Genomic DNA, 17,379 nt, shown 5'->3' with positions numbered 1-17,379 from the left:
GCGCCGTCGGGCAGGCAGTCTGGACGTATGCGCGATTCACTGAAGGATCGAGTCCGACAGAAGCTGTTGCGCCAGCTGGCCGAGGACGGCCCCGACCCCGAGCGCGACGACACCAGGAGCATCTCGGTCGCCGACGACCTCGAGGCACTGGAGATGGTGCCCTCCGACGATCCCCTCGTGGAGGAACTGGCCCAGCGCTACCTGGTGTTCTGATGCGCCGACCCGCCCAGCGGCGGGAGCGTCGGCAGCGGCTTGGTGCCCAGCCAGAGCGCGAACAGTGGACGCAGCGGGGCCACGCTGTAATGGCCTGCCAGATCGACGAATTCCTCGGTCGTCACCGAGCCGTGCCGATAGCGCGCGGTCCACTCCCGGACGAGTTCGAAGAACAGATGGTCGCGCAGCTCCAGGCGTAGCGCGTGCAGGGTGAGCGCGCCGCGCTTGTAGACGCGGTCGTCGAACATGTCCTTCGGGCCGGGGTCGCCGATGACGATGTCCTGCGGCTGGCGCGCCAGATTGGTCCGCGCGGCCCTGGCCAGCTGGTCGGCGGTGGGGCCGCCCGCCGCTTCGGACCAGATCCACTCCGCGTAACAGGCGAAGCCCTCGTGCAGCCAGATGTCGCGCCACTGCTTCAAGGTCAGGCTGTTGCCGAACCACTGGTGCGCCAGCTCGTGCGCGACCAGGCGCTCCGAACCGCGTTTGCCGTCACAGTGATTGGCGCCGAACACCGAGATGCCCTGCGCCTCGATGGGGATGTCGAGCTCGTCGTCGGTGACCACCACCGTGTAGCCCTCGAACGGGTACGGCCCGAACTTCTCGGTGAACAGCGCCATCATCTGCGGCTGCCTGGCGAAGTCGTGCTCGAAGTTCGCGCGCAGCCGCGGCGGGACGACGGCCTGCATCGGCACCGGCTCGCCGGGCGCGCCGATCCGGTACTTGCGGTAGTTGCCGATCTGGATCGTCGCCAGGTAGCTGGCCATCGGCTCGGGCTGCTCGTACACCCAGGTCGTCTGGCTGGCCTTGGCCTGCTTGCGCATCAGGGTGCCGTTGGCGACAGCGTAGAACGGGCTGTCGGTGGTGATCGAGATCCGGTAGGACGCTTTGGAACTCGGGTGGTCGTCGCAGGGGAACCAGGACGCCGCGCCGTTGGGCTGGCTCGCCACCAGCGCGCCCTCGGTGAGCTCTTCCCAGCCGACCTCGCCCCACGGCCCGCGCACCGGCTTCGGCGTGCCCGCGTACTGGACGGTGATCTCCAGGACCCCGCCCGCGGGAATCTTCTGCTGCGGGGTGACCGAGAGCTTGTTGTGCTGGTGCGCGAACTTGGCGGCCTTGGCCCCGTTCACGAACACCTTCGACACCGTCAGCGCCTGCGACAGATCGAGGGTGAACCAGGACCGCACCGCGGTGGTCACCGCGATGACTACCGCGCGCCCGGCCAGGCGGTTGCTGGCGGGCTTGTAGCTCAGTTCCAGTTCGTACCGGGAGACGCGGTAGCCGCGGTTCCCGTTCTGCGGTAGGTAGTCGTCGATGGGGGCCTCGTAGAACTTGCTCCGCATCAGGCGGCTCCGCGCTGCCTCGACTCCGGCGTCGCGGCGGTGCCGGTCCACGGCGAGATGGGGTTGCCCCACCAGCGGGTCGACGGTGGGACCACGTCACCGCGCATCACCAGCGACGCGGGGCCGATGGTGGCGCCGGCGCCGATGTGGGCGGCGGGCAGGGCGACACAGTGCGGGCCGAGGGTGGCGCCCGCGTCCAGGGTCACCGTGTCCATGGACATGATGCGGTCATGGAACAGATGGGTCTGCACCACGCAGCCGCGCTCCACGGTCGCGCCGTCACCGAGTGTCACGAGGTCCGCCTCCGGTAGCCAATAGGACTCGCACCATACCCCGCGGCCGATCTTGGCACCGAGTCCACGAAGCCACAGGTTCATCACGGGAGTACCCGTGGCGGCCCTGGCGAACCAGGGCGCCGCGACGGTCTCGACGAAGGCGTCGGAGACCTCGTTGCGCCACACGAACGAGCTCCACAGCGGATGCTCGACGGCGCGAATCCGGCCGACCAGCAACCACTTCGCGGCCACCGCGAGCGCACCCGCCACCGCGCCCGCCGCCATCAACACCAGGCCGGAGAGCAGCGCCGCGACGAGATAGTCCGAATGCCGCGCGATCAGGGCCAGGGTGAACAGCACGCCGAGGCCGATGGCGAACGTGACCATCACCGGAATCAACCGGCAGGTCTCGACGAACGCGCGGGCCAGCTTCAACCGCAGGGGCGGATCGAACGTGCGTGAGGTGTCGCTGGATTCGGTCGCGCGGCGCAGTCGCACCGGCGGGCTGCCCAGCCACGACGAGCCGGCCTTGGCCTTGGTCGGCGCCGCCGACAGCACCGCGACCAGCCCGTTCTTGGGCACCCGGCGCCCCGGCGCGGTCATGCCGGAGTTGCCGAGGAACGCGCGCTTGCCGACCTTGGCCTCGCCGATGCGCAGCCAGCCGCCGCCGAGTTCGTAGCTGGCGATCATGGTGTCGTCGGCCAGGAACGCGCCGTCGGAGACGACGGTGAACTTGGGCAGCAACAGCACCGTCGACGCCTCGACGTTCTTGCCGATCTTCGCGCCGAGCAGGCGCAGCCAGATCGGGGTCAGCAGGCTGGCGTAGAGGGGGAACAGGAACGTGCGGGCCGAGTCGAGCAGGCGCTCGGTGGCCCACACCTGCCAGCCGGTGCGGCTGCGCACGGGGTGGTAGCCCTCGCGCAGGCCGATGCCGAGCAGGCGCACGGCGAGCACGGTCGCGACGGCGTACACGGCGAGACTGAGCAGGGTGGCGACCGGCAGGATGGCGAAACCGCGCAGCGCGGCGGCGCCGATGGTGGTCTCCTCGCGCACCCACCAGGCGATGAACGTGCCGCCGACGGCCAGGCCGAGCACGGGCATGGCGGCCAGCGCCATCGAGGACAGGCCGAACACGATCAGCCAGTGCCTGGCGCGTTCGGGCGCGTGGTCGGGCCAGCGGCGCGGGGCCTTGCCCGTCTTCGTGGCGGGCGAACCGGCCCATTCCTGTTCGGCCTTCACCTTGCCCGAGACGGCAGAACCGGGCGCGATCTCGGCCTTCTTGCCGATCTTGGTGCCGGGCAACAGGATCGAGCGGGCGCCGATCACCGCGCCGTCGCCGATGGTGATGCCGCCGATGTGCACGACGTCGCCGTCGACCCAGTAGCCGGACAGGTCCACCTCGGGTTCCACGCTGGCGCCGTCGCCGAGTTCGAGCATGCCGGTGACCGGCGGCAGGGTGTGCAGGTCGACGCCCTTGCCGATCTTCGCGCCGAGCGCGCGGGCGAAGGGCACCATCAGCGGTGCGCCGGAGAGGCTTTCGGCACCGCTGGCCTCCGACAGGCGCACGGCGGCCCACAGTCGCAGGTGCACCCACGAGCCGCGCGGATACGTGCCGGGGCGCAGTCCAGCGAGCAGCACGCGGGAACCCGCCACACACAACGTCATCCGGCCCAGCGGCGAGATGAACAGCACGAAGGCCAGTGCGATCCACCACCAGGACAACCGCGGCAGCCACGGCAGCGAGCCGGACCAGCCGGCGATGGCCGACACCACGGCCAGCCAGGTGACCCACTGCAGGCCGGTGAGCGTGGTGAGCGGAATGGTGGCCAGCACCTGGGTGAGCTGTGCGCGCAGCGGTGTCGGCGCCACCACGCGCTCGTCGACCTCCGCGACCGGTGCGCTGCCGTCGAGCAATTCCACCAGCGAACCCAGCCGCGGATGATCGTAGAGATCGGCGACGGTGACGTGCGGATACCGCTCGCGCAGCGCCCCGACCAGCTGTGCCGCCGCCAGCGAGCCGCCGCCCAGGTCGAAGAAGTCGGCGTCGAGGTCGGTGGGTTCGGCGCCGAGGATGGCGTCCCACAGGCCGGCGACCCAGGCCGCGGTGCCGCCGAGCCCGGATTCGGCGGGCTCCTCGGAACTCGGCAGGGGCCAGGGCAGAGCGTTGCGGTCGACCTTGCCCGAGGTGCGGGTCGGCAGGTCGGGGACGACCGCGAGCCGCGGCACCAGCGGAGCCGGGAGCTGTTCGGCCAGGATCTCCCTGGCCTTCTTCACGTCGAAGTCGGGTCCGGCGCCGGTGAGGTAGCCGACCAGGATCTTGTTGCCCGCCTTGGTCGTCCGGATCGCGGCGGCCGCGCCGCTCACGCCGGGCAGGTGCTGCAGGGCGTTGTCGATCTCGCCGAGCTCGATGCGGCGGCCGCCGATCTTGATCTGGTCGTCGGCGCGGCCGAGGAAGATCAGGCCGTCGGGGTCGTTGCGCACCAGATCGCCGCTGCGGTAGGCGCGTTCCCAGCCGAGCGAGGGCAGCGGGGCGTACTTCTCGGCGTCCTTGGCCGGGTCCAGATAGCGGGCGAGGCCGACACCGCCGATCACGAGTTCCCCGGTCTCGCCCACCGGCACCGGCTGACCCTGCGGGTCGACGACGGTGAGGTCCCAGCCGTCCAGCGGCAGGCCGATGCGGATCGGCATGGTGCCGTCGAGCAGCGCGGCACAGGCGACGACTGTGGCCTCGGTGGGGCCGTAGGTGTTCCACACCTCGCGGTCGGCGCCACCGGCCAGGCGTTCGGCCAGCTCCGGCGGGACCGCCTCGCCGCCGAAGATCAGCAGCCGCACCGAATCGAGTGCCTCGGCGGGCCAGGTTGCGGCCAGCGTCGGCACGGTGGAGACGATGCTGATCTCGCGGCGCATCAGCCACGGGCCGAGGTCGGCGCCGGTGCGCACGAGGTCGCGCGGGGCGGGAACCAGGCAGGCGCCGTGGCGCCAGGCCAGCCACATCTCCTCGCAGGAGGCGTCGAACGCCACCGACAGGCCGGCCAGCACGCGGTCGCCGGGGCCGATCGGAGCGTGCCGCAGGAACAGGTTGGCCTCGGCGTCGACGAAGGCCGCGGCATTGCGGTGGGTCACCGCGACGCCCTTCGGGGTGCCGGTGGAGCCGGAGGTGAAGATGATCCAGGCGTCGTCGGCGGGGCTCGGCAGGGTGTTCCAGTCCGAGGTGGGCGGGCGGCCCGCCGTGGCGGTGGCCGATTCGATGCCGTCGGCGGTGGCCATGGCGCTCACCCTGGCCTCGCCGAAGACGAGCCGGGCGCGCTCCTCCGGGTCGTCGGCGTCGACGGGTACGTACGCGGCGCCGCAGTACAGCACGGCCAGGATGGTGACATACAGCGCGGCCGAGCCCGACGGCATCCGCACGCCGACCCGGTCGCCGGGGTGCACGCCGGCCGCGGTGAGCTCGACCATCCTGGCCTCGATCGCCGCGATCAGCTCCAGGTAGGTGAGCACGACGGTGCCGTCGTCGATGGCCGGTGCGTCGGGGTGGGCCAGTGCGGTGCTGGTGAGGATGTCGACCAGGGTGCGCGGCGGCGCGGCCAGGTCGGCGCGTAACAGCGGATCACGCAACCTGGCCGGTTCCTCAGTGCGTGGCTCGAGCATCGTGCTCAGTCCACCTCTCATCGGTTGACCCCCATCGGTGTCGTCAGTCATTTCACGGTCGGGTTACCGGAGGGCAAACAGGATGGTCACCAGATGCCAACGGTACTCGGGAGGTGAGCGCTCGGACGGCAGCGCGAAGCGTGCCGTCGGCGCCGATCACGAGGGTGATCCCGGGTCCTCGCCCAGCGCGGTGAGGGCGAGCTGGTGCAGCTGCCGTTGCTCGCCGGCATCGAGCCGCTCGAGCACCCGCGCGGTGGCGTCGGCGATCAGGCGGTCGGTGCGCTTGCACTGCTTGCGCCCGGCGTCGGTGATCCGCAGCCGGTACTTGCGGCGGTCCTTGCCGTCGCGGGTGCGTTCGACCAGGCCGCCGCGTTCCAGCGCGTCGACCAACCGGACGACTTCGCTGCGGTCGATGCCGAGCGCGTCGCCGACCTTCTTCTGGGTCAGATCCGCGTTCTCCGCGATGAAGGTGAGCACCCAGTGATCGCGCAAGGGGACGTCGATCTCGGCGTGCAGTGCCTTCGTGAGCCGTCCGAGTGCGTACACCGGGTAGCGCGGCAGGCCGCGGACGGCGTTCGGGTTCGTGGACATGCCGGCCACTCTAACAAATAGTTGAGCGGATCAATCATCTGGGTCTTCCATCGTGGATACGGCAGATCATTGGCGGTAGGGCAATCGAGCGGCAATCCGCGGGAGTGGTTGACAGCGCCCGCGATCGTCTGTCACTCTCGTCCACAGGTCACGAGTACCAGCGTCAAGCCCCGGCTAGCTGGTCGGCAACCCTCCTCCGCGGTGGGGTGCTCCGGGTGACGACCAGGCCGCCGTCCGCAGTGGGCGCGGCAAGCGCGGACTCGCCTTCTTCGATGAACCGGGTCCCTGAGCCGACGGGATTTCGTGATGACCGCAGTAATCGACCCCACCTGTGCCCTGGCCGCCGTCTCCGGCGCCGACCTGCGCGTACCGCTCGTCCAAGGCGGCGAGAGCACCTACGCCAACTTCGACTACGCGGCCAGCGCGCCCGCGTTGCAGCAGGTCACCGACCGGATCTCGCAGCTGCTGCCGTACTACGCCAGCGTGCACCGCGGCGCAGGCTACGCCTCGCGGATCTCCACCGAGTGCTACGAGGCCTCGCGCGGCTCGGTCGCGCGGTTCCTCGACGCCTGCGACGACCAGGTCGTCGTGTTCACCCGCAACACCACCGACTCGCTGAACCTGCTGGCCGGGTGCGTGCCGGGAGAGACCGTGGTGCTCGACATCGAACACCACGCGAACTTCCTGCCGTGGACCGCGCACGGGCGCCGGGTGGTGCGCGCCGCCGACACCGTCGAGGAGACGATCCGGCGCGTCATCGGCGAATTGTGCAGCAGGCCTGCGGCTTTGCTCGCGGTGACCGGCGCCTCGAATGTCACCGGCGAGGTGCTGCCGCTCGAGCGGCTGGCCACCATCGCCCACCAGTGCGGCGCGCGGATCCTCGTCGACGCGGCGCAGCTGGCCCCGCATCGCCGGATCTCCCTGCGCGAGAGCGGAATCGACTACCTCGCGTTCTCCGGGCACAAGCTCTACGCGCCGTTCGGCAGCGGTGTGCTGGTCGGGCGCCGGGATTGGCTCGACGCCGGGGCGCCGTACCTGGCGGGTGGCGGTGCGGTGCGCGAGGTCGGCGTCGATCGGGTCGACTGGGCCGCGGCGCCGCAGCGGCACGAGGCCGGGTCGCCGAACGTGCTCGGCGCGGCCGCGATCGCCGCCGCCTGCGACGCGCTCGCCGCCATCGATCCCGCCGAACTCGTTGCCCACGAACGGTTCCTGGCCGACCGGCTGCGCGCCGGGTTGTCCGCCCTGCCCGGCGTGGACGTGGTCCGCATCTGGTCCGACAGCCCCGACACCGTCGGCATCGTCTGTTTCACCGTCGCCGGTCACGCCCCCGGCCAGGTCGCCGCCTACCTCTCCGCCGAACACGCCATCGGCGTCCGCGACGGCCGCTTCTGCGCCCACCCCCTCCTCGCCCACCTCGGCCTCGACGCGGCCCTGCGCGCCAGCATCGGCCTCGGCACCACCGCCGCCGACGTGGACCGCCTCATCGAAGCGATCACCCGCCTCGTCACCACCGGCCCCACCTGGACCTACACCGCCACGGGCGCCCACTGGAACCCCACCCCCGAAACCCGCCCCCTCACCTCCGACACCCTCACCGGCGCCGCCCCCTGCCTGATCGGCTGATCTGTCCGACGTGGTCCGGCTGCCTGTCGGGCCACGTCGAGCCGACCAAGATCGAAAAGGTTTGACCCTCCGGCAAATTGGGTAACGGCCTCTCCGCAGGTCGCGATGAAGGCCCCAAGGAACGTACGAACTCCAAGGGGATTCAGTGACTCGACCGATGCAGCCGCCCGATCCGTGGGCCCGTCCGCCCAGGCCACAGGACAAGAAGCGCCGCTGGCCGTTGATCGCGGGGGTCGGCGTGGCCGGCGTGCTCGGTCTGGGGGTGCTCGGGAGTATCGCCGAGGAGCAGCCGTCCCCGACGGCCACGGCCACGTCGACCACTCGGCCTGCTGAAACATCGACCACCACAAGAACTTCGACGGTCACGTCGTTGACCTCGACCGCGGCGGGCGCCGCGACCCTCGCACCGACCACGACTGTCCCAGTCGCGACGCCCACAACCACCATCGCCGCGCCGCTTGTCCCGGCCGTGCCGACGACCACTCAGACGCCACCGCCACCGCCGCCCGTGGTGATCGTCACGACCACGACAGTGCCGGCTCCTCAGCCCTTCGTGGCCCCACCACCCGCACCGTCCGCCTCCAACGTCTACTACGACAACTGCACAGAGGCACGGGCCGCCGGCGCAGCCCCGATCATGCGCGGCGAGCCCGGGTACCGAGCGGGTCTCGACCGCAACAATGACGGCGTGGCCTGCGAGTAGGCGAGGTCAGTCGGCCGCTGAATCGGGATCAATCAACTCGCCCGGCACTGTTCGCCCGAGGTGTGCGTCCCGCGCGGATTCGACGAGGTCCGCGCCGCCGTGCGTCCTGATGAGGTAGTCCGTCATCTCCATCGACTGGATGACGTCACCGGCGCGAACTCGCTGCGCGACCTCGTCCGAGAAAATGCGTGAACTCGCCTCTCGGCGACCGATGAATCACCATCGCGTCCAGTGTGCCGCACGCCAGCACTCCACCAGAGCGTCGGAGCTCGACTGGGTCTCCGATGTCGAATGTCCCCGTATCCCACTGCGAACGGATTGCGCCGGAAGCTGACAGGGAATACGCCGGTGACGCGGAATTCGCTCATGCGCTGTGATCCGTTCAGAGGTCCAGGGCGGTGGGGCGGTGGTATTTGCCGTTGTAGTAGAGGAGGGGGGCGGCGGCGGGGGTGTGTTGGGTTTCGTCGTGGACTCGGGTGACCAGGCCTACGGCGAGGGTGTGGTCGCCGATGTCGATGAGCTGGTGGATGGTGGTGCGCAGCCAGATGGGGGTGCCGTGCAGGACGGGCTCGCCGGTGTCGAGGGTGGTCCAGAGGGCGCGGTCGGTGAAGCGTTCGGCGGCCGTGCGGGAGAAGCGGTGGGCGAGGTCGTGCTGGTGCTCGCCGAGGAAATGGATGACGACCGAGTCGGCGGCGCGCAGGGCGTCGATGCTCGACGAGGTGTGCGCGATATTGAACGAGACCAGCGGCGGTTCCAGCGACAGCGACGCGAACGAGGTGGCGGTGAAGCCGACGGGGCCGCTCGCTCCGCCGATCGTCACGACGGTGACGCCCGCCGGATAATGGCGCATCGACGCCCGATATTGCTCGGCCGTGATCCCGCTCAGATCGTCGGGAACCACCAGTTCTGCCGGAGTACGTCGCACTTCACCCACCGCCCCAACCTACGCCCTGTTGCTGGAGCGCCGGCGCGCTCGAGGTCGCCGCCCCTCCTCGAGGTCGGGTCGTTGTGATCGCGAGCACGCGGGCAGTCGGCCCGGTCGCGCGGCGGTGCTCGCTCAATCCACCTGGATCGGCAGGCCCGCGGTGATGCGGACGAGTTCGCGGAAGTTGGTGCGGAACACCGTGTTCGGGTGGCCGCCTGCCGCCCAGACCTCCGGGTGTTCGGAGAGGGCGGTGTCGACCCAGGTGGGCAGGTTGGTCGGGTGGCCGACGGGGGCGGTGCCGTCGATCGGCTGGCCGGTGACCCGCTCGACGAGTTCGGCGGGGGCGGGGCGGAGGGTGCCTTCCAGGCGTTTGCCGGTGCGGACCAGATCGACGGCGTGGTGGTCGGCGACCAGGAGCAGCACCGGGTCGTTGTCGAGCAGGAAGACCTGGGAGGTGGTGATGGCGGTCGGGTGGGCGCCGAGCGCGCGGGCGGCATCGGCGGCGGTGGACGCGGGCGTCTCGGGGGAAACGATGACGCCGTGGTGCCCGCGGGCGATGAGCGTGTCGGCGACGCGGCATGCGACCGCCGGAAGAGACGACCTGCGCATGAATCCAGAGTAGGTGGATTGCGGGAAAGATGCCGGGGGAGTGGGAATTCGGGGTGCGGGGCAGGGCACACGCGCGCAGCTGACCTCGCGCCAATAGACTCGTCGCATGACTGATTGGCAGGCCTTCACCGTCGAGATCGCCGACCACGTTGCCCAGGTCACGCTGACCGGGCCGGGCAAGGGCAATGCGATGGGACCCGATTTCTGGCGCGAGCTGCCGGAGATCTTCCGCGAGCTCGACGCCGACCCGCAGGTGCGCGCCGTCGTCCTCACCGGCGCGGGCAAGCACTTCTCGTTCGGGCTCGACCTGGCGGCGATGGGCGGCATGCTCGCGCCGGTGCTGGCCGACGACGCGAAGGCGGCGCCGCGCACCGAGTTCCTCAAGGTGGTTCGCGGCATGCAGGATTCGGTGACCGCGGTCGCCGAGTGCACCAAGCCGGTGATCGCCGCGGTCTCGGGCTGGTGCATCGGCGGCGGACTCGACCTGATCGCGGCCGCCGACATCCGCCTGGCCAGCGCGGACGCCAAGTTCAGCCTGCGCGAGGCGAAGGTGGCGATCGTCGCCGACATCGGTTCGCTGCAGCGTCTGCCCGGCATCATCGGCGAGGGCAACCTGCGCGAGCTGGCCTTCACCGCCAAGGACATCGACGCGGCGCGCGCCGAGCGGATGGGCCTGGTCAACGAGGTGTTCGACGATCAGGAGGCCGTGGTGGCCGCCGCGCACGCGATGGCGCGCGAGATCGCCGACAACCCGCCGCTGGTGGTGCAGGGCATCAAGGACGTGCTCGAGCACCGCACGGCCCCCGCGGTGGCCGACGGCCTGCGCTACGTGTCGACCTGGAACGCCGCGTTCCTGCCGTCGAAGGACCTCACCGAGGCCATCACGGCGGTGTTCCAGAAGCGCGCGCCCGAGTTCAAGGGCGAGTAAAGGCAGTTCCAACGGTTGCCACGGCAGCCGTTCTGTCTACATACTTGCATCGCACAACTATTTGATTGATGCAAGTAAAGGTGAAATCGAGTGAGCACGAGCCGGCGATCGACACGATCGCCATCCAGCTCGTCCGGCTGCATCGGCTGCGCGATCGGGCACTGGCCCAGATCAAGGACCATTCCGGGATCGACCCGGCGGGGTTCGTCGTGCTGTTCCGGCTGGTCTGTGACGGTCCGATGCGCTCGGGCGCGCTCGCCGACGCGGTCCATTCGGACGCGTCGACGGTGAGCAGACAGGTCGCGCAGCTGGTGGAACGAGGCCTGGTGCGCCGCACCGCCGACCCGGACGACGGCCGCGCCACGGTACTCGAGGCGACCGATTCCGGCCACGAGACGGCCGACCGGATCCGGGCCAGGCGCCGCGACTCGATCGCCGTCGTCACCGAGGACTGGTCGAGCGAGGACCGGGCGGCCTTCGCCGCACTGCTGTCCCGCTTCGTCGCGGACTACGACGCGGCCCGTCCGGTCCTGTCCCGCTCGCCCGAGCCGATCTCCAGCGCGAGGGAGCACGAGTCGTGACGGCCACCGTCGATCCGGCGACGGACTCGCCCGCCGGCTTCACCCACCGCCAGATCCTGACCGTCCTGTCCGGGCTGATGCTCGGCATGCTGCTGGCCTCGCTCGATCAGACGATCGTGTCGACCTCCATCCGCACCATCGCCGACGACCTGCACGGCTATTCGCTGCAGGCGTGGGCGACCACGGCCTACCTGATCACCGCCACGATCAGCACCCCGCTCTACGGCAAGCTCTCGGACATGTTCGGCCGCAAGCCGTTCTTCCTCAGCGCGATCGGGCTGTTCGTGATCGGCTCGCTGCTGTGCACGCTGGCCACCTCGATGTATCAGCTGGCGGCGTTCCGTGCCTTCCAGGGCCTCGGCGCCGGTGGCCTGATGTCGCTGGCGCTCGCCATCACGGGCGACATCATCAGTCCGCGGGAAAGGGCCCGCTACCAGGGCTATTTCCTCGCGGTGTTCGGGATATCGAGCGTGCTGGGCCCGGTGCTCGGCGGTCTGCTCGCCGGCCAGGACACCATCCTTGGCGTCACCGGCTGGCGCTGGGTGTTCCTGGTGAACGTGCCTCTCGGCCTGCTCGCGCTGGTGGTGGTGACCAGGGTGCTGAAGCTGCCGCGCAAGCCGCACGCCACCCATCGGATCGACTTCCTCGGCGCGGTGATCCTCGCAATCGGGCTGGTGCCGTTGCTCATCGTCGCCGAACAGGGACGCGAATGGGGCTGGGGCAGCACCGGATCGGTGGTCTGCTACGTCGTCGGCGCGCTCGGCCTGGCCGGTTTCGTCGCGGTGGAGAGGTTCATGGGCGATGCCGCGCTGATCCCGCTGCGCATCTTCGCCAACGGCACGTTCGCGCTCGGTGTGGTGATCTCGTTCGTCGTCGGCTCGGCCATGTTCGGCGGCATGCTGCTGCTGCCGCAGTATCTGCAGGTCGTGCGGGGCGCCGGGCCCACCGAGGCGGGGCTGCAGATGCTGCCCCTGGTGCTCGGGCTGATGCTCGGTTCCATCCTCTCGGGCCGGTTGATCTCGAAAACCGGCCGCTACCGGGTGTTCCCGGTGATCGGCGCCGCGACGCTGACCGCCGGGCTGTTCCTGCTGCACCTGCTCGACGCGACGAGCCCGCTGGCCCTGGCGATGGTGTTCATGGCGATCACCGGCTTCGGCCTCGGCAACCTGATGCAGCCGCTGACGCTGGCCCTGCAGAACGCGTTGCCGCCCAAGGACATGGGCGTCTCCACCGCGGCGGCGACCTTCTTCCGGCAGATCGGCGGCACCCTCGGCGCCGCGGTCTTCCTGTCGATCCTGTTCTCCCTGCTCACCCCGAACATCACCGAGCAGATGGAGAAGGCCGCGAGCGATCCCGGCTATCAGCAGGCCGTGATCGCCGGCGCGCAGAGCGCCAACCCGGCCGACGTCGCGCTGGCGAAAGGTCTGCTGGCCCACGACACCTCGGCCGCGGGCGCGGTACTGAGCGACAGCTCGATCATCCAGCAGCTGGATCCGAAGCTGGCCGAGCCGTTCCAGGTGGGCTTCGCCGACGCGATGTCGACGGTGTTCCTGGCCGCGACCGGCGTCGCGCTGCTCGCCCTGATCCTGGTGCTGTTCTGGAAGGAGGTGCCGCTGCGCACGCAGGGCGGTATCCAGGCGGCGGGGCGGCGCGAGGACGCCACCGAGACGAGCTGAGCCGGGGTGGTGAAGGTGGAAGTGCCCATGGTGGGGTGAAAGTCCCCCTAGGGGTGGCTGTTTCGGAGCGCCCGGGTCCATAGCGTTCGTTACGTCGAAAACGAACGCTAAGGAGTACCCGAAATGCGCATCAAAAACACCATCGCCGCCGGACTGCTGGCCCTGGCGACCGTCGCCGGGGTGTCGACGGTCGCCGCGGGCACGGCGTCCGCCGGACCGGAGGGCACCTACTACGGCACCTACGCGACCCTCGCCGCCTGCCGGGCGGACGGCGAGTCGTCCTACACCGGCGGCTACTACTGGGAGTGCGTCGAATACTGGGACGGCTGGGACCTCTACATCTGGTACTAGTCCCGGCGTGAGGAGGGGCATCCGGCACAGCGCCGGGTGCCCCTTCTCGCGTTCGGTGGGACCAGGTCCTGGGCAATTGGCTAGATTGTCGGTCTGAGTTCCCCCGGAGAGAGATTTGTCCGCATGCTGAAGTTCGCCGTGCTCGGTGAGATCCGTGCCTGGCGCGGCGGGACCGAGCTCGACCTCGGTTCCCGGCAGCAGCGCGCTCTCCTGGCCGCGCTACTGCTGCGGACCGGTCGATCGGCGACCGTCGACGAACTCATCGACGACGTCTGGGGCGAGAACCCCACCGCCAGCGCCGTCGGCGCGCTGCGCAACCACATCCTGCACCTGCGCCGGGTGCTCGAACCCGAGCGCGCGGCGGGCGCGCCGCCCAGCGTGCTGGTGGCCCTCGGCGGCGGCTACGCGCTGCGGGTGCCCGCGGGCTGCGTCGACATCGAACAGGTCGACGAACTGCTGGCCGGTCTGCACTCCGGCGATCCGGGAACCGCGCGCGAGGTCGTCGACGCGGCCCTGCGGCACTGGACCGGAACACCACTGGCCGGGCTGCCCGGCCCCTTCGCCGACCGGCAGCGCGCCCACCTCGTCGACCGGCGCCTGCTCCTGCTCGAACAGCGCGCCGAACTGGACCTGCGGCGCGGCCGCTACGCCGAGGCCGTCGCCGAACTCACGCCGCTGTGCGCCGAGCACCCGCTGCGGGAGCGGCCGCGGGGCCTGCTGATGACGGCGCTCTACCACTCCGGCAGGCAGGCCGAGGCGCTGCGCGTCTACGCCGAGACCCGCCGCGACCTGGTCGACCAGCTCGGCATCGAGCCGGGGCCCGAGCTCGCCGAGCTGCACCGCCGCATCCTCGCGGGTGAACTGGCGGCCCCTGCCACGTCGCCGCGACCGCGGGCGACGCAGCGCGTGGCCCAGCTGCCCGCCGACGTCGTCGACTTCACCGGGCGTGGCGATGTGGTCGACCTGCTCGCCGAGCGGCTCACCGCCGGCGGCACCGGCGTCCCGGTGTGCACGATCGGCGGCATGGGCGGCATCGGCAAGAGCGCACTGGCCGTGCACGTGGCGCACCGGGTTCGTGACCGGTTCCCGGACGGGCAGCTGCACGTCGACCTGCACGGTTTCGCCGCCGACCGGACCGGCGGGGCCACCGCCGCCGACACCCTCGGCGACTTCCTGCGCGCGCTCGGCGTGCCGGAGGGCGAGCTCGCGGGCGGCGCCGCGGAGCGCGCCGCCCAGTTCCGCAGCAGGCTCGACGGCAAGCGGGTGCTCGTCGTTCTCGACAACGCCCGCTCGGTGGACCAGATCGCGCCGCTGATCCCTGGCACGCCGGGATCGGCCGTGCTGGTCACCAGCCGGTCGGCGCTGCCCGAGCTGCCGGGCAACACCGCGGTCCGCCTCGATGTGCTCACCGACGCGGAGGCACACAGCCTGCTGGCCGGTATCGCTGGTGCGTGCCGGATCGCCGCCGAACCGGAGGCCGTCGCGGCGGTGCTGCGCGCGTGCGGCGGGCTGCCGCTGGCCGTGCGGATCGTCGGGGCCAGGCTCGCCGCGCGCCCGGCCTGGACCGTGCACACCCTGGCCGAGCGGCTGCGCGACACCGAGCAGCGGCTCAGCGTGCTGCGCACCGGCGAACTCGCCGTGGAACTGGCCTTCCGGATCAGCTACGACCAGCTCGACGCCGGGCACGCGCGGGCCTTCCGGATGCTCGCGGTGCCCGAGGTCGGCGAGATCTGCACCGAGGGCGCGGCCGCGATCCTCGGCGTCGACGTGCTCGACGCCGAACAGGTGTGTGAGGACCTGGTCGATCTGAACCTGCTCGAGACCGCCGCGCCGGGGCGCTACACCTATCACGACCTGCTGCGCCTGTTCGCCAGGGAACTGCCGGCCACCGGGCAGGCCGATCCGCCGCTCACCGCGCTGCGCAGGCTGCTCGACTTCTACCTGGCGACGGTGAAACACACGGTGGCCGTGTGCAATCCGGGCACCCGGCTGCCCGAGCACCTGCGGCCGACCACGGCGCCGGGTATCCGTTTCGCCGACGAGCACGCCGCCCAGGCCTGGCTCGTCGAGCAGCGCCACAACCTGGTCTCGCTGTATCGCCAGTGCGCTCAGACCGGCGGGCCGGTGCTGGCTCCCGCCGCCGATATCGCCTGGGCCACGGCCGAACTCATCGACGGCGGCGCGAACTGCCTGGAAGTCGCGCGGGCACTGGAGGAACTGCTCGACGCCGCGCTGCGCACCGGCGACCGCTCGGTGGAGTGCCGGGTGCGGGTCGCCCTCGGCGCGCTGTTCGCCTATTCGCTCGGCGCGCTGCGGCAGGGCCGCGACCACCAGCGGATCGCGCTGTCGCTGGATCGCGGCACCATCAGCGACGCCAGGCTCACCGCGTTCGCCGCGCAGCTGTTGTCGTCCTCGACCAGGCGCGGCACCGAGACGGCCGCGCCGCTCGCGCATTCGGCGAGGGCGATCCGGCTGGCCAGGCGGATCGGCGACCGCGCCATCGAATGCGCCTGCCTGGTGCACGAGGTGAAGACGCTCTCCGACGCGGGCGAGTACGCGGCGGCCCGCGAACGCGCGATCACGGCCAAGGCGATGGCGGCCGAGCTGGGCAATCGGTCGCTCGAGGTGATGGCGACCCACGAACTCGGCGTCACGCTGGTCTATCAGGGCGAGACGGCCGAGGGCGTGCGGCTGTGCACGGAGGCCGTGGCCTCGGCGCGGGTCGGCGGCATCGAACTGCGGCTGGGCTGGGCGCTGTCCCGGCTGGCGCACGTGCTGTTGATGGCGGGCCGGGCGCCGGAGGCCGAGCCCGTGGTCGACGAGGCGATCGAGGTGCTCACCCGGGCCATCGGTCCGCTCACCCGGGCGCGGGTCCTGGTGCTGCAGGGGCTGATCAAGCAGGCGATCGGCAGGCCCGCCGCGGCGGAGGAGTCGTTCCTCGCGGCGGCCGAGGCGTTCGAGTCGATGCAGGACCCCCATCTCACCCACGAGCGCCTCGACGCCGAGCTGGAGGCGCCGGTGATGGCGCTGCTGCACGACCACCTCGCCGCCCTGCGTGCCCGCCGCGACATCATCGCGGCGTCATAGTGGCATCATCGCGGGCCCGAATCGGGTTGCGGCGGTGGCGAACACATGTGTTCACGCGATAGATTGGGTTACGTACACCGGTATTCGCGCAGGCGAGCCGCGTCGTCGCCGGGGGGTCGGCGGCCCGGACCGGGTAACGAGAACGGGAAGCCCGAACCAGGTTCGGACTTCCCGTTTTTCGTACGAGCTCGGCTCAGTGGCCGGATTCCTTCAGCCGCGCGAAGGACTCGTCGATGATCTTCTCGGCCTCGGCGCGGTTCAGCCACTCCGAACCCTGGACGTACTTGCCCGGCTCGAGATCCTTGTACCGCTCGAAGAAGTGCTTGATCGCGGACAGCTCGAACTCCGAGACGTCGGACAGGTCCTGGATGTGATCCCAGCGGGGGTCGCCCGCGGGCACGCACAGCACCTTGTCGTCGCCGCCCGCCTCGTCGGTCATGCGGTACACGCCGACCGGACGCGCCTCGACGATCACACCGGGGAACACCGACTCCGGCAGCAGCACCAGCGCGTCCAGCGGATCGCCGTCCTCGCCGAGGGTGTTCTCGATGAAGCCGTAGTCGGCCGGGTAGCCCATGGAGGTGTACAGGTACCGGTCGAGCTTGACCCGGCCGCTCTCGTGATCGACCTCGTACTTGTTCCGAGAACCCTTCGGGATCTCGATGGTGACGTCGAACTCCACGCCATCTCCTTGCTTCGAGTGCTTGTCGTAGCCGAATCGCCAGATCGTTCTGGGGAACCGTTGCGCAACGAGGATAGTGTGGTGTGCTGGTACACCGGTGCGGCAGGCGGCCAAGGCGCGCAGTCGAGCAGTGTCGGACGGCGTTGA

Annotated in this window: 14 protein-coding genes and 1 riboswitch; of the genes, 8 read left to right on the top strand and 6 right to left on the bottom strand. The window is 70.6% G+C overall.

All coding sequences use genetic code 11. The features are described 5' to 3' along the window. Window positions 1–27 precede the first annotated feature (27 nt). Window positions 28–213 (top strand): hypothetical protein, encoded by a 186-nt coding sequence (locus DFR69_RS32015; RefSeq protein ID WP_110041425.1) that lies wholly within the window; start codon window positions 28–30, stop codon window positions 211–213. On the opposite strand, the gene DFR69_RS32010 is transcribed toward DFR69_RS32015, so the two are convergent. The 3 genes from DFR69_RS32010 to DFR69_RS32000 all read right to left on the bottom strand — a co-directional run bounded on the left by DFR69_RS32010 (window position 198) and on the right by DFR69_RS32000 (window position 6,067). Continuing rightward, window positions 198–1,553: a M1 family metallopeptidase gene (locus tag DFR69_RS32010; RefSeq protein ID WP_110041450.1), complete on the bottom strand. Its 1,356-nt coding sequence runs from the start codon at window positions 1,551–1,553 to the stop codon at window positions 198–200. The two genes, DFR69_RS32015 and DFR69_RS32010, sit on opposite strands and share 16 nt — an antisense overlap. Further along, window positions 1,553–5,476: a Pls/PosA family non-ribosomal peptide synthetase gene (locus DFR69_RS32005; RefSeq protein WP_110041424.1), complete on the bottom strand. Its 3,924-nt coding sequence runs from the start codon at window positions 5,474–5,476 to the stop codon at window positions 1,553–1,555. Before DFR69_RS32005 ends, DFR69_RS32010 begins: the two co-directional genes overlap by 1 nt. 156 nt (window positions 5,477–5,632) lie before the next feature. Continuing rightward, window positions 5,633–6,067: a MarR family winged helix-turn-helix transcriptional regulator gene (locus DFR69_RS32000; protein ID WP_110041423.1), complete on the bottom strand. Its 435-nt coding sequence runs from the start codon at window positions 6,065–6,067 to the stop codon at window positions 5,633–5,635. A 146-nt stretch (window positions 6,068–6,213) separates the two neighbouring features. Next, window positions 6,214–6,328: riboswitch (SAM riboswitch) on the top strand. 45 nt (window positions 6,329–6,373) lie between these two features. Here DFR69_RS32000 and DFR69_RS31995 point away from each other — a divergent pair. Further along, window positions 6,374–7,690, top strand: coding sequence for an aminotransferase class V-fold PLP-dependent enzyme (locus DFR69_RS31995; protein WP_110041422.1), 1,317 nt, complete (start codon window positions 6,374–6,376; stop codon window positions 7,688–7,690). Window positions 7,691–7,835: 145 nt separating this feature from the next. After that, entirely contained in the window at window positions 7,836–8,393 is a 558-nt protein-coding gene (locus DFR69_RS31990) for an excalibur calcium-binding domain-containing protein (protein WP_244198563.1), read from the top strand. 382 nt (window positions 8,394–8,775) lie between these two features. Here the strand turns inward: DFR69_RS31990 and DFR69_RS31985 are convergent, their stop codons facing one another. Both DFR69_RS31985 and DFR69_RS31980 read right to left on the bottom strand, forming a co-directional pair. Then, a complete protein-coding gene (locus DFR69_RS31985) occupies window positions 8,776–9,243 on the bottom strand; it encodes a flavin reductase family protein (protein ID WP_244198569.1) in 468 nt (155 codons plus the stop codon). A gap of 207 nt (window positions 9,244–9,450) precedes the next feature. Further along, entirely contained in the window at window positions 9,451–9,927 is a 477-nt protein-coding gene (locus DFR69_RS31980) for a YbaK/EbsC family protein (RefSeq protein WP_110041419.1), read from the bottom strand. 106 nt (window positions 9,928–10,033) lie between these two features. Between DFR69_RS31980 and DFR69_RS31975 the strand changes: the two genes are divergently transcribed. From DFR69_RS31975 to DFR69_RS31955, 5 genes are all read left to right on the top strand, one after another. Then, the gene (locus DFR69_RS31975; RefSeq protein ID WP_110041418.1) at window positions 10,034–10,855 is read left to right on the top strand and encodes a crotonase/enoyl-CoA hydratase family protein; all 822 of its coding nucleotides are present in this window, start codon (window positions 10,034–10,036) and stop codon (window positions 10,853–10,855) included. A 68-nt stretch (window positions 10,856–10,923) separates the two neighbouring features. Continuing rightward, on the top strand, window positions 10,924–11,436 hold the full coding sequence (locus DFR69_RS31970) for a MarR family winged helix-turn-helix transcriptional regulator (RefSeq protein ID WP_110041417.1): 513 nt from the start codon (window positions 10,924–10,926) through the stop codon (window positions 11,434–11,436). After that, window positions 11,433–13,112, top strand: coding sequence for an MDR family MFS transporter (locus tag DFR69_RS31965; RefSeq protein WP_110041416.1), 1,680 nt, complete (start codon window positions 11,433–11,435; stop codon window positions 13,110–13,112). Before DFR69_RS31970 ends, DFR69_RS31965 begins: the two co-directional genes overlap by 4 nt. A 123-nt stretch (window positions 13,113–13,235) precedes the next feature. Beyond that, complete coding sequence (locus DFR69_RS31960) at window positions 13,236–13,463, top strand: hypothetical protein (protein WP_110041415.1); 228 nt, start codon at window positions 13,236–13,238, stop codon at window positions 13,461–13,463. A gap of 123 nt (window positions 13,464–13,586) precedes the next feature. Continuing rightward, window positions 13,587–16,550, top strand: a complete 2,964-nt coding sequence (locus tag DFR69_RS31955; RefSeq protein ID WP_110041414.1) for an AfsR/SARP family transcriptional regulator — start codon at window positions 13,587–13,589, stop codon at window positions 16,548–16,550. Between the two features lie 193 nt (window positions 16,551–16,743). On the opposite strand, the gene DFR69_RS31950 is transcribed toward DFR69_RS31955, so the two are convergent. Then, entirely contained in the window at window positions 16,744–17,232 is a 489-nt protein-coding gene (locus tag DFR69_RS31950) for an inorganic diphosphatase (RefSeq protein WP_110041413.1), read from the bottom strand. Window positions 17,233–17,379 lie beyond the last annotated feature (147 nt).

This window comes from Nocardia neocaledoniensis (assembly GCF_003182135.1).
In the GTDB taxonomy this organism is placed as follows: domain Bacteria; phylum Actinomycetota; class Actinomycetes; order Mycobacteriales; family Mycobacteriaceae; genus Nocardia; species Nocardia neocaledoniensis.
Note: the sequence above shows the minus strand (reverse complement) of the source record. Positions and strands in the feature narration are given on the sequence as shown.

Coding starts and splice junctions, on each gene's coding strand:
- DFR69_RS32015 (WP_110041425.1), top strand. CDS start 28: ATGCGCGATTCACTGAAGGATCGAGTCCGACAGAAGCTGTTGCGCCAG.
- DFR69_RS32010 (WP_110041450.1), bottom strand. CDS start 1,553: ATGCGGAGCAAGTTCTACGAGGCCCCCATCGACGACTACCTACCGCAG.
- DFR69_RS32005 (WP_110041424.1), bottom strand. CDS start 5,476: ATGCTCGAGCCACGCACTGAGGAACCGGCCAGGTTGCGTGATCCGCTG.
- DFR69_RS32000 (WP_110041423.1), bottom strand. CDS start 6,067: ATGTCCACGAACCCGAACGCCGTCCGCGGCCTGCCGCGCTACCCGGTG.
- DFR69_RS31995 (WP_110041422.1), top strand. CDS start 6,374: ATGACCGCAGTAATCGACCCCACCTGTGCCCTGGCCGCCGTCTCCGGC.
- DFR69_RS31985 (WP_244198569.1), bottom strand. CDS start 9,243: ATGCGCCATTATCCGGCGGGCGTCACCGTCGTGACGATCGGCGGAGCG.
- DFR69_RS31980 (WP_110041419.1), bottom strand. CDS start 9,927: ATGCGCAGGTCGTCTCTTCCGGCGGTCGCATGCCGCGTCGCCGACACG.
- DFR69_RS31975 (WP_110041418.1), top strand. CDS start 10,034: ATGACTGATTGGCAGGCCTTCACCGTCGAGATCGCCGACCACGTTGCC.
- DFR69_RS31970 (WP_110041417.1), top strand. CDS start 10,924: ATGCAAGTAAAGGTGAAATCGAGTGAGCACGAGCCGGCGATCGACACG.
- DFR69_RS31960 (WP_110041415.1), top strand. CDS start 13,236: ATGCGCATCAAAAACACCATCGCCGCCGGACTGCTGGCCCTGGCGACC.
- DFR69_RS31955 (WP_110041414.1), top strand. CDS start 13,587: ATGCTGAAGTTCGCCGTGCTCGGTGAGATCCGTGCCTGGCGCGGCGGG.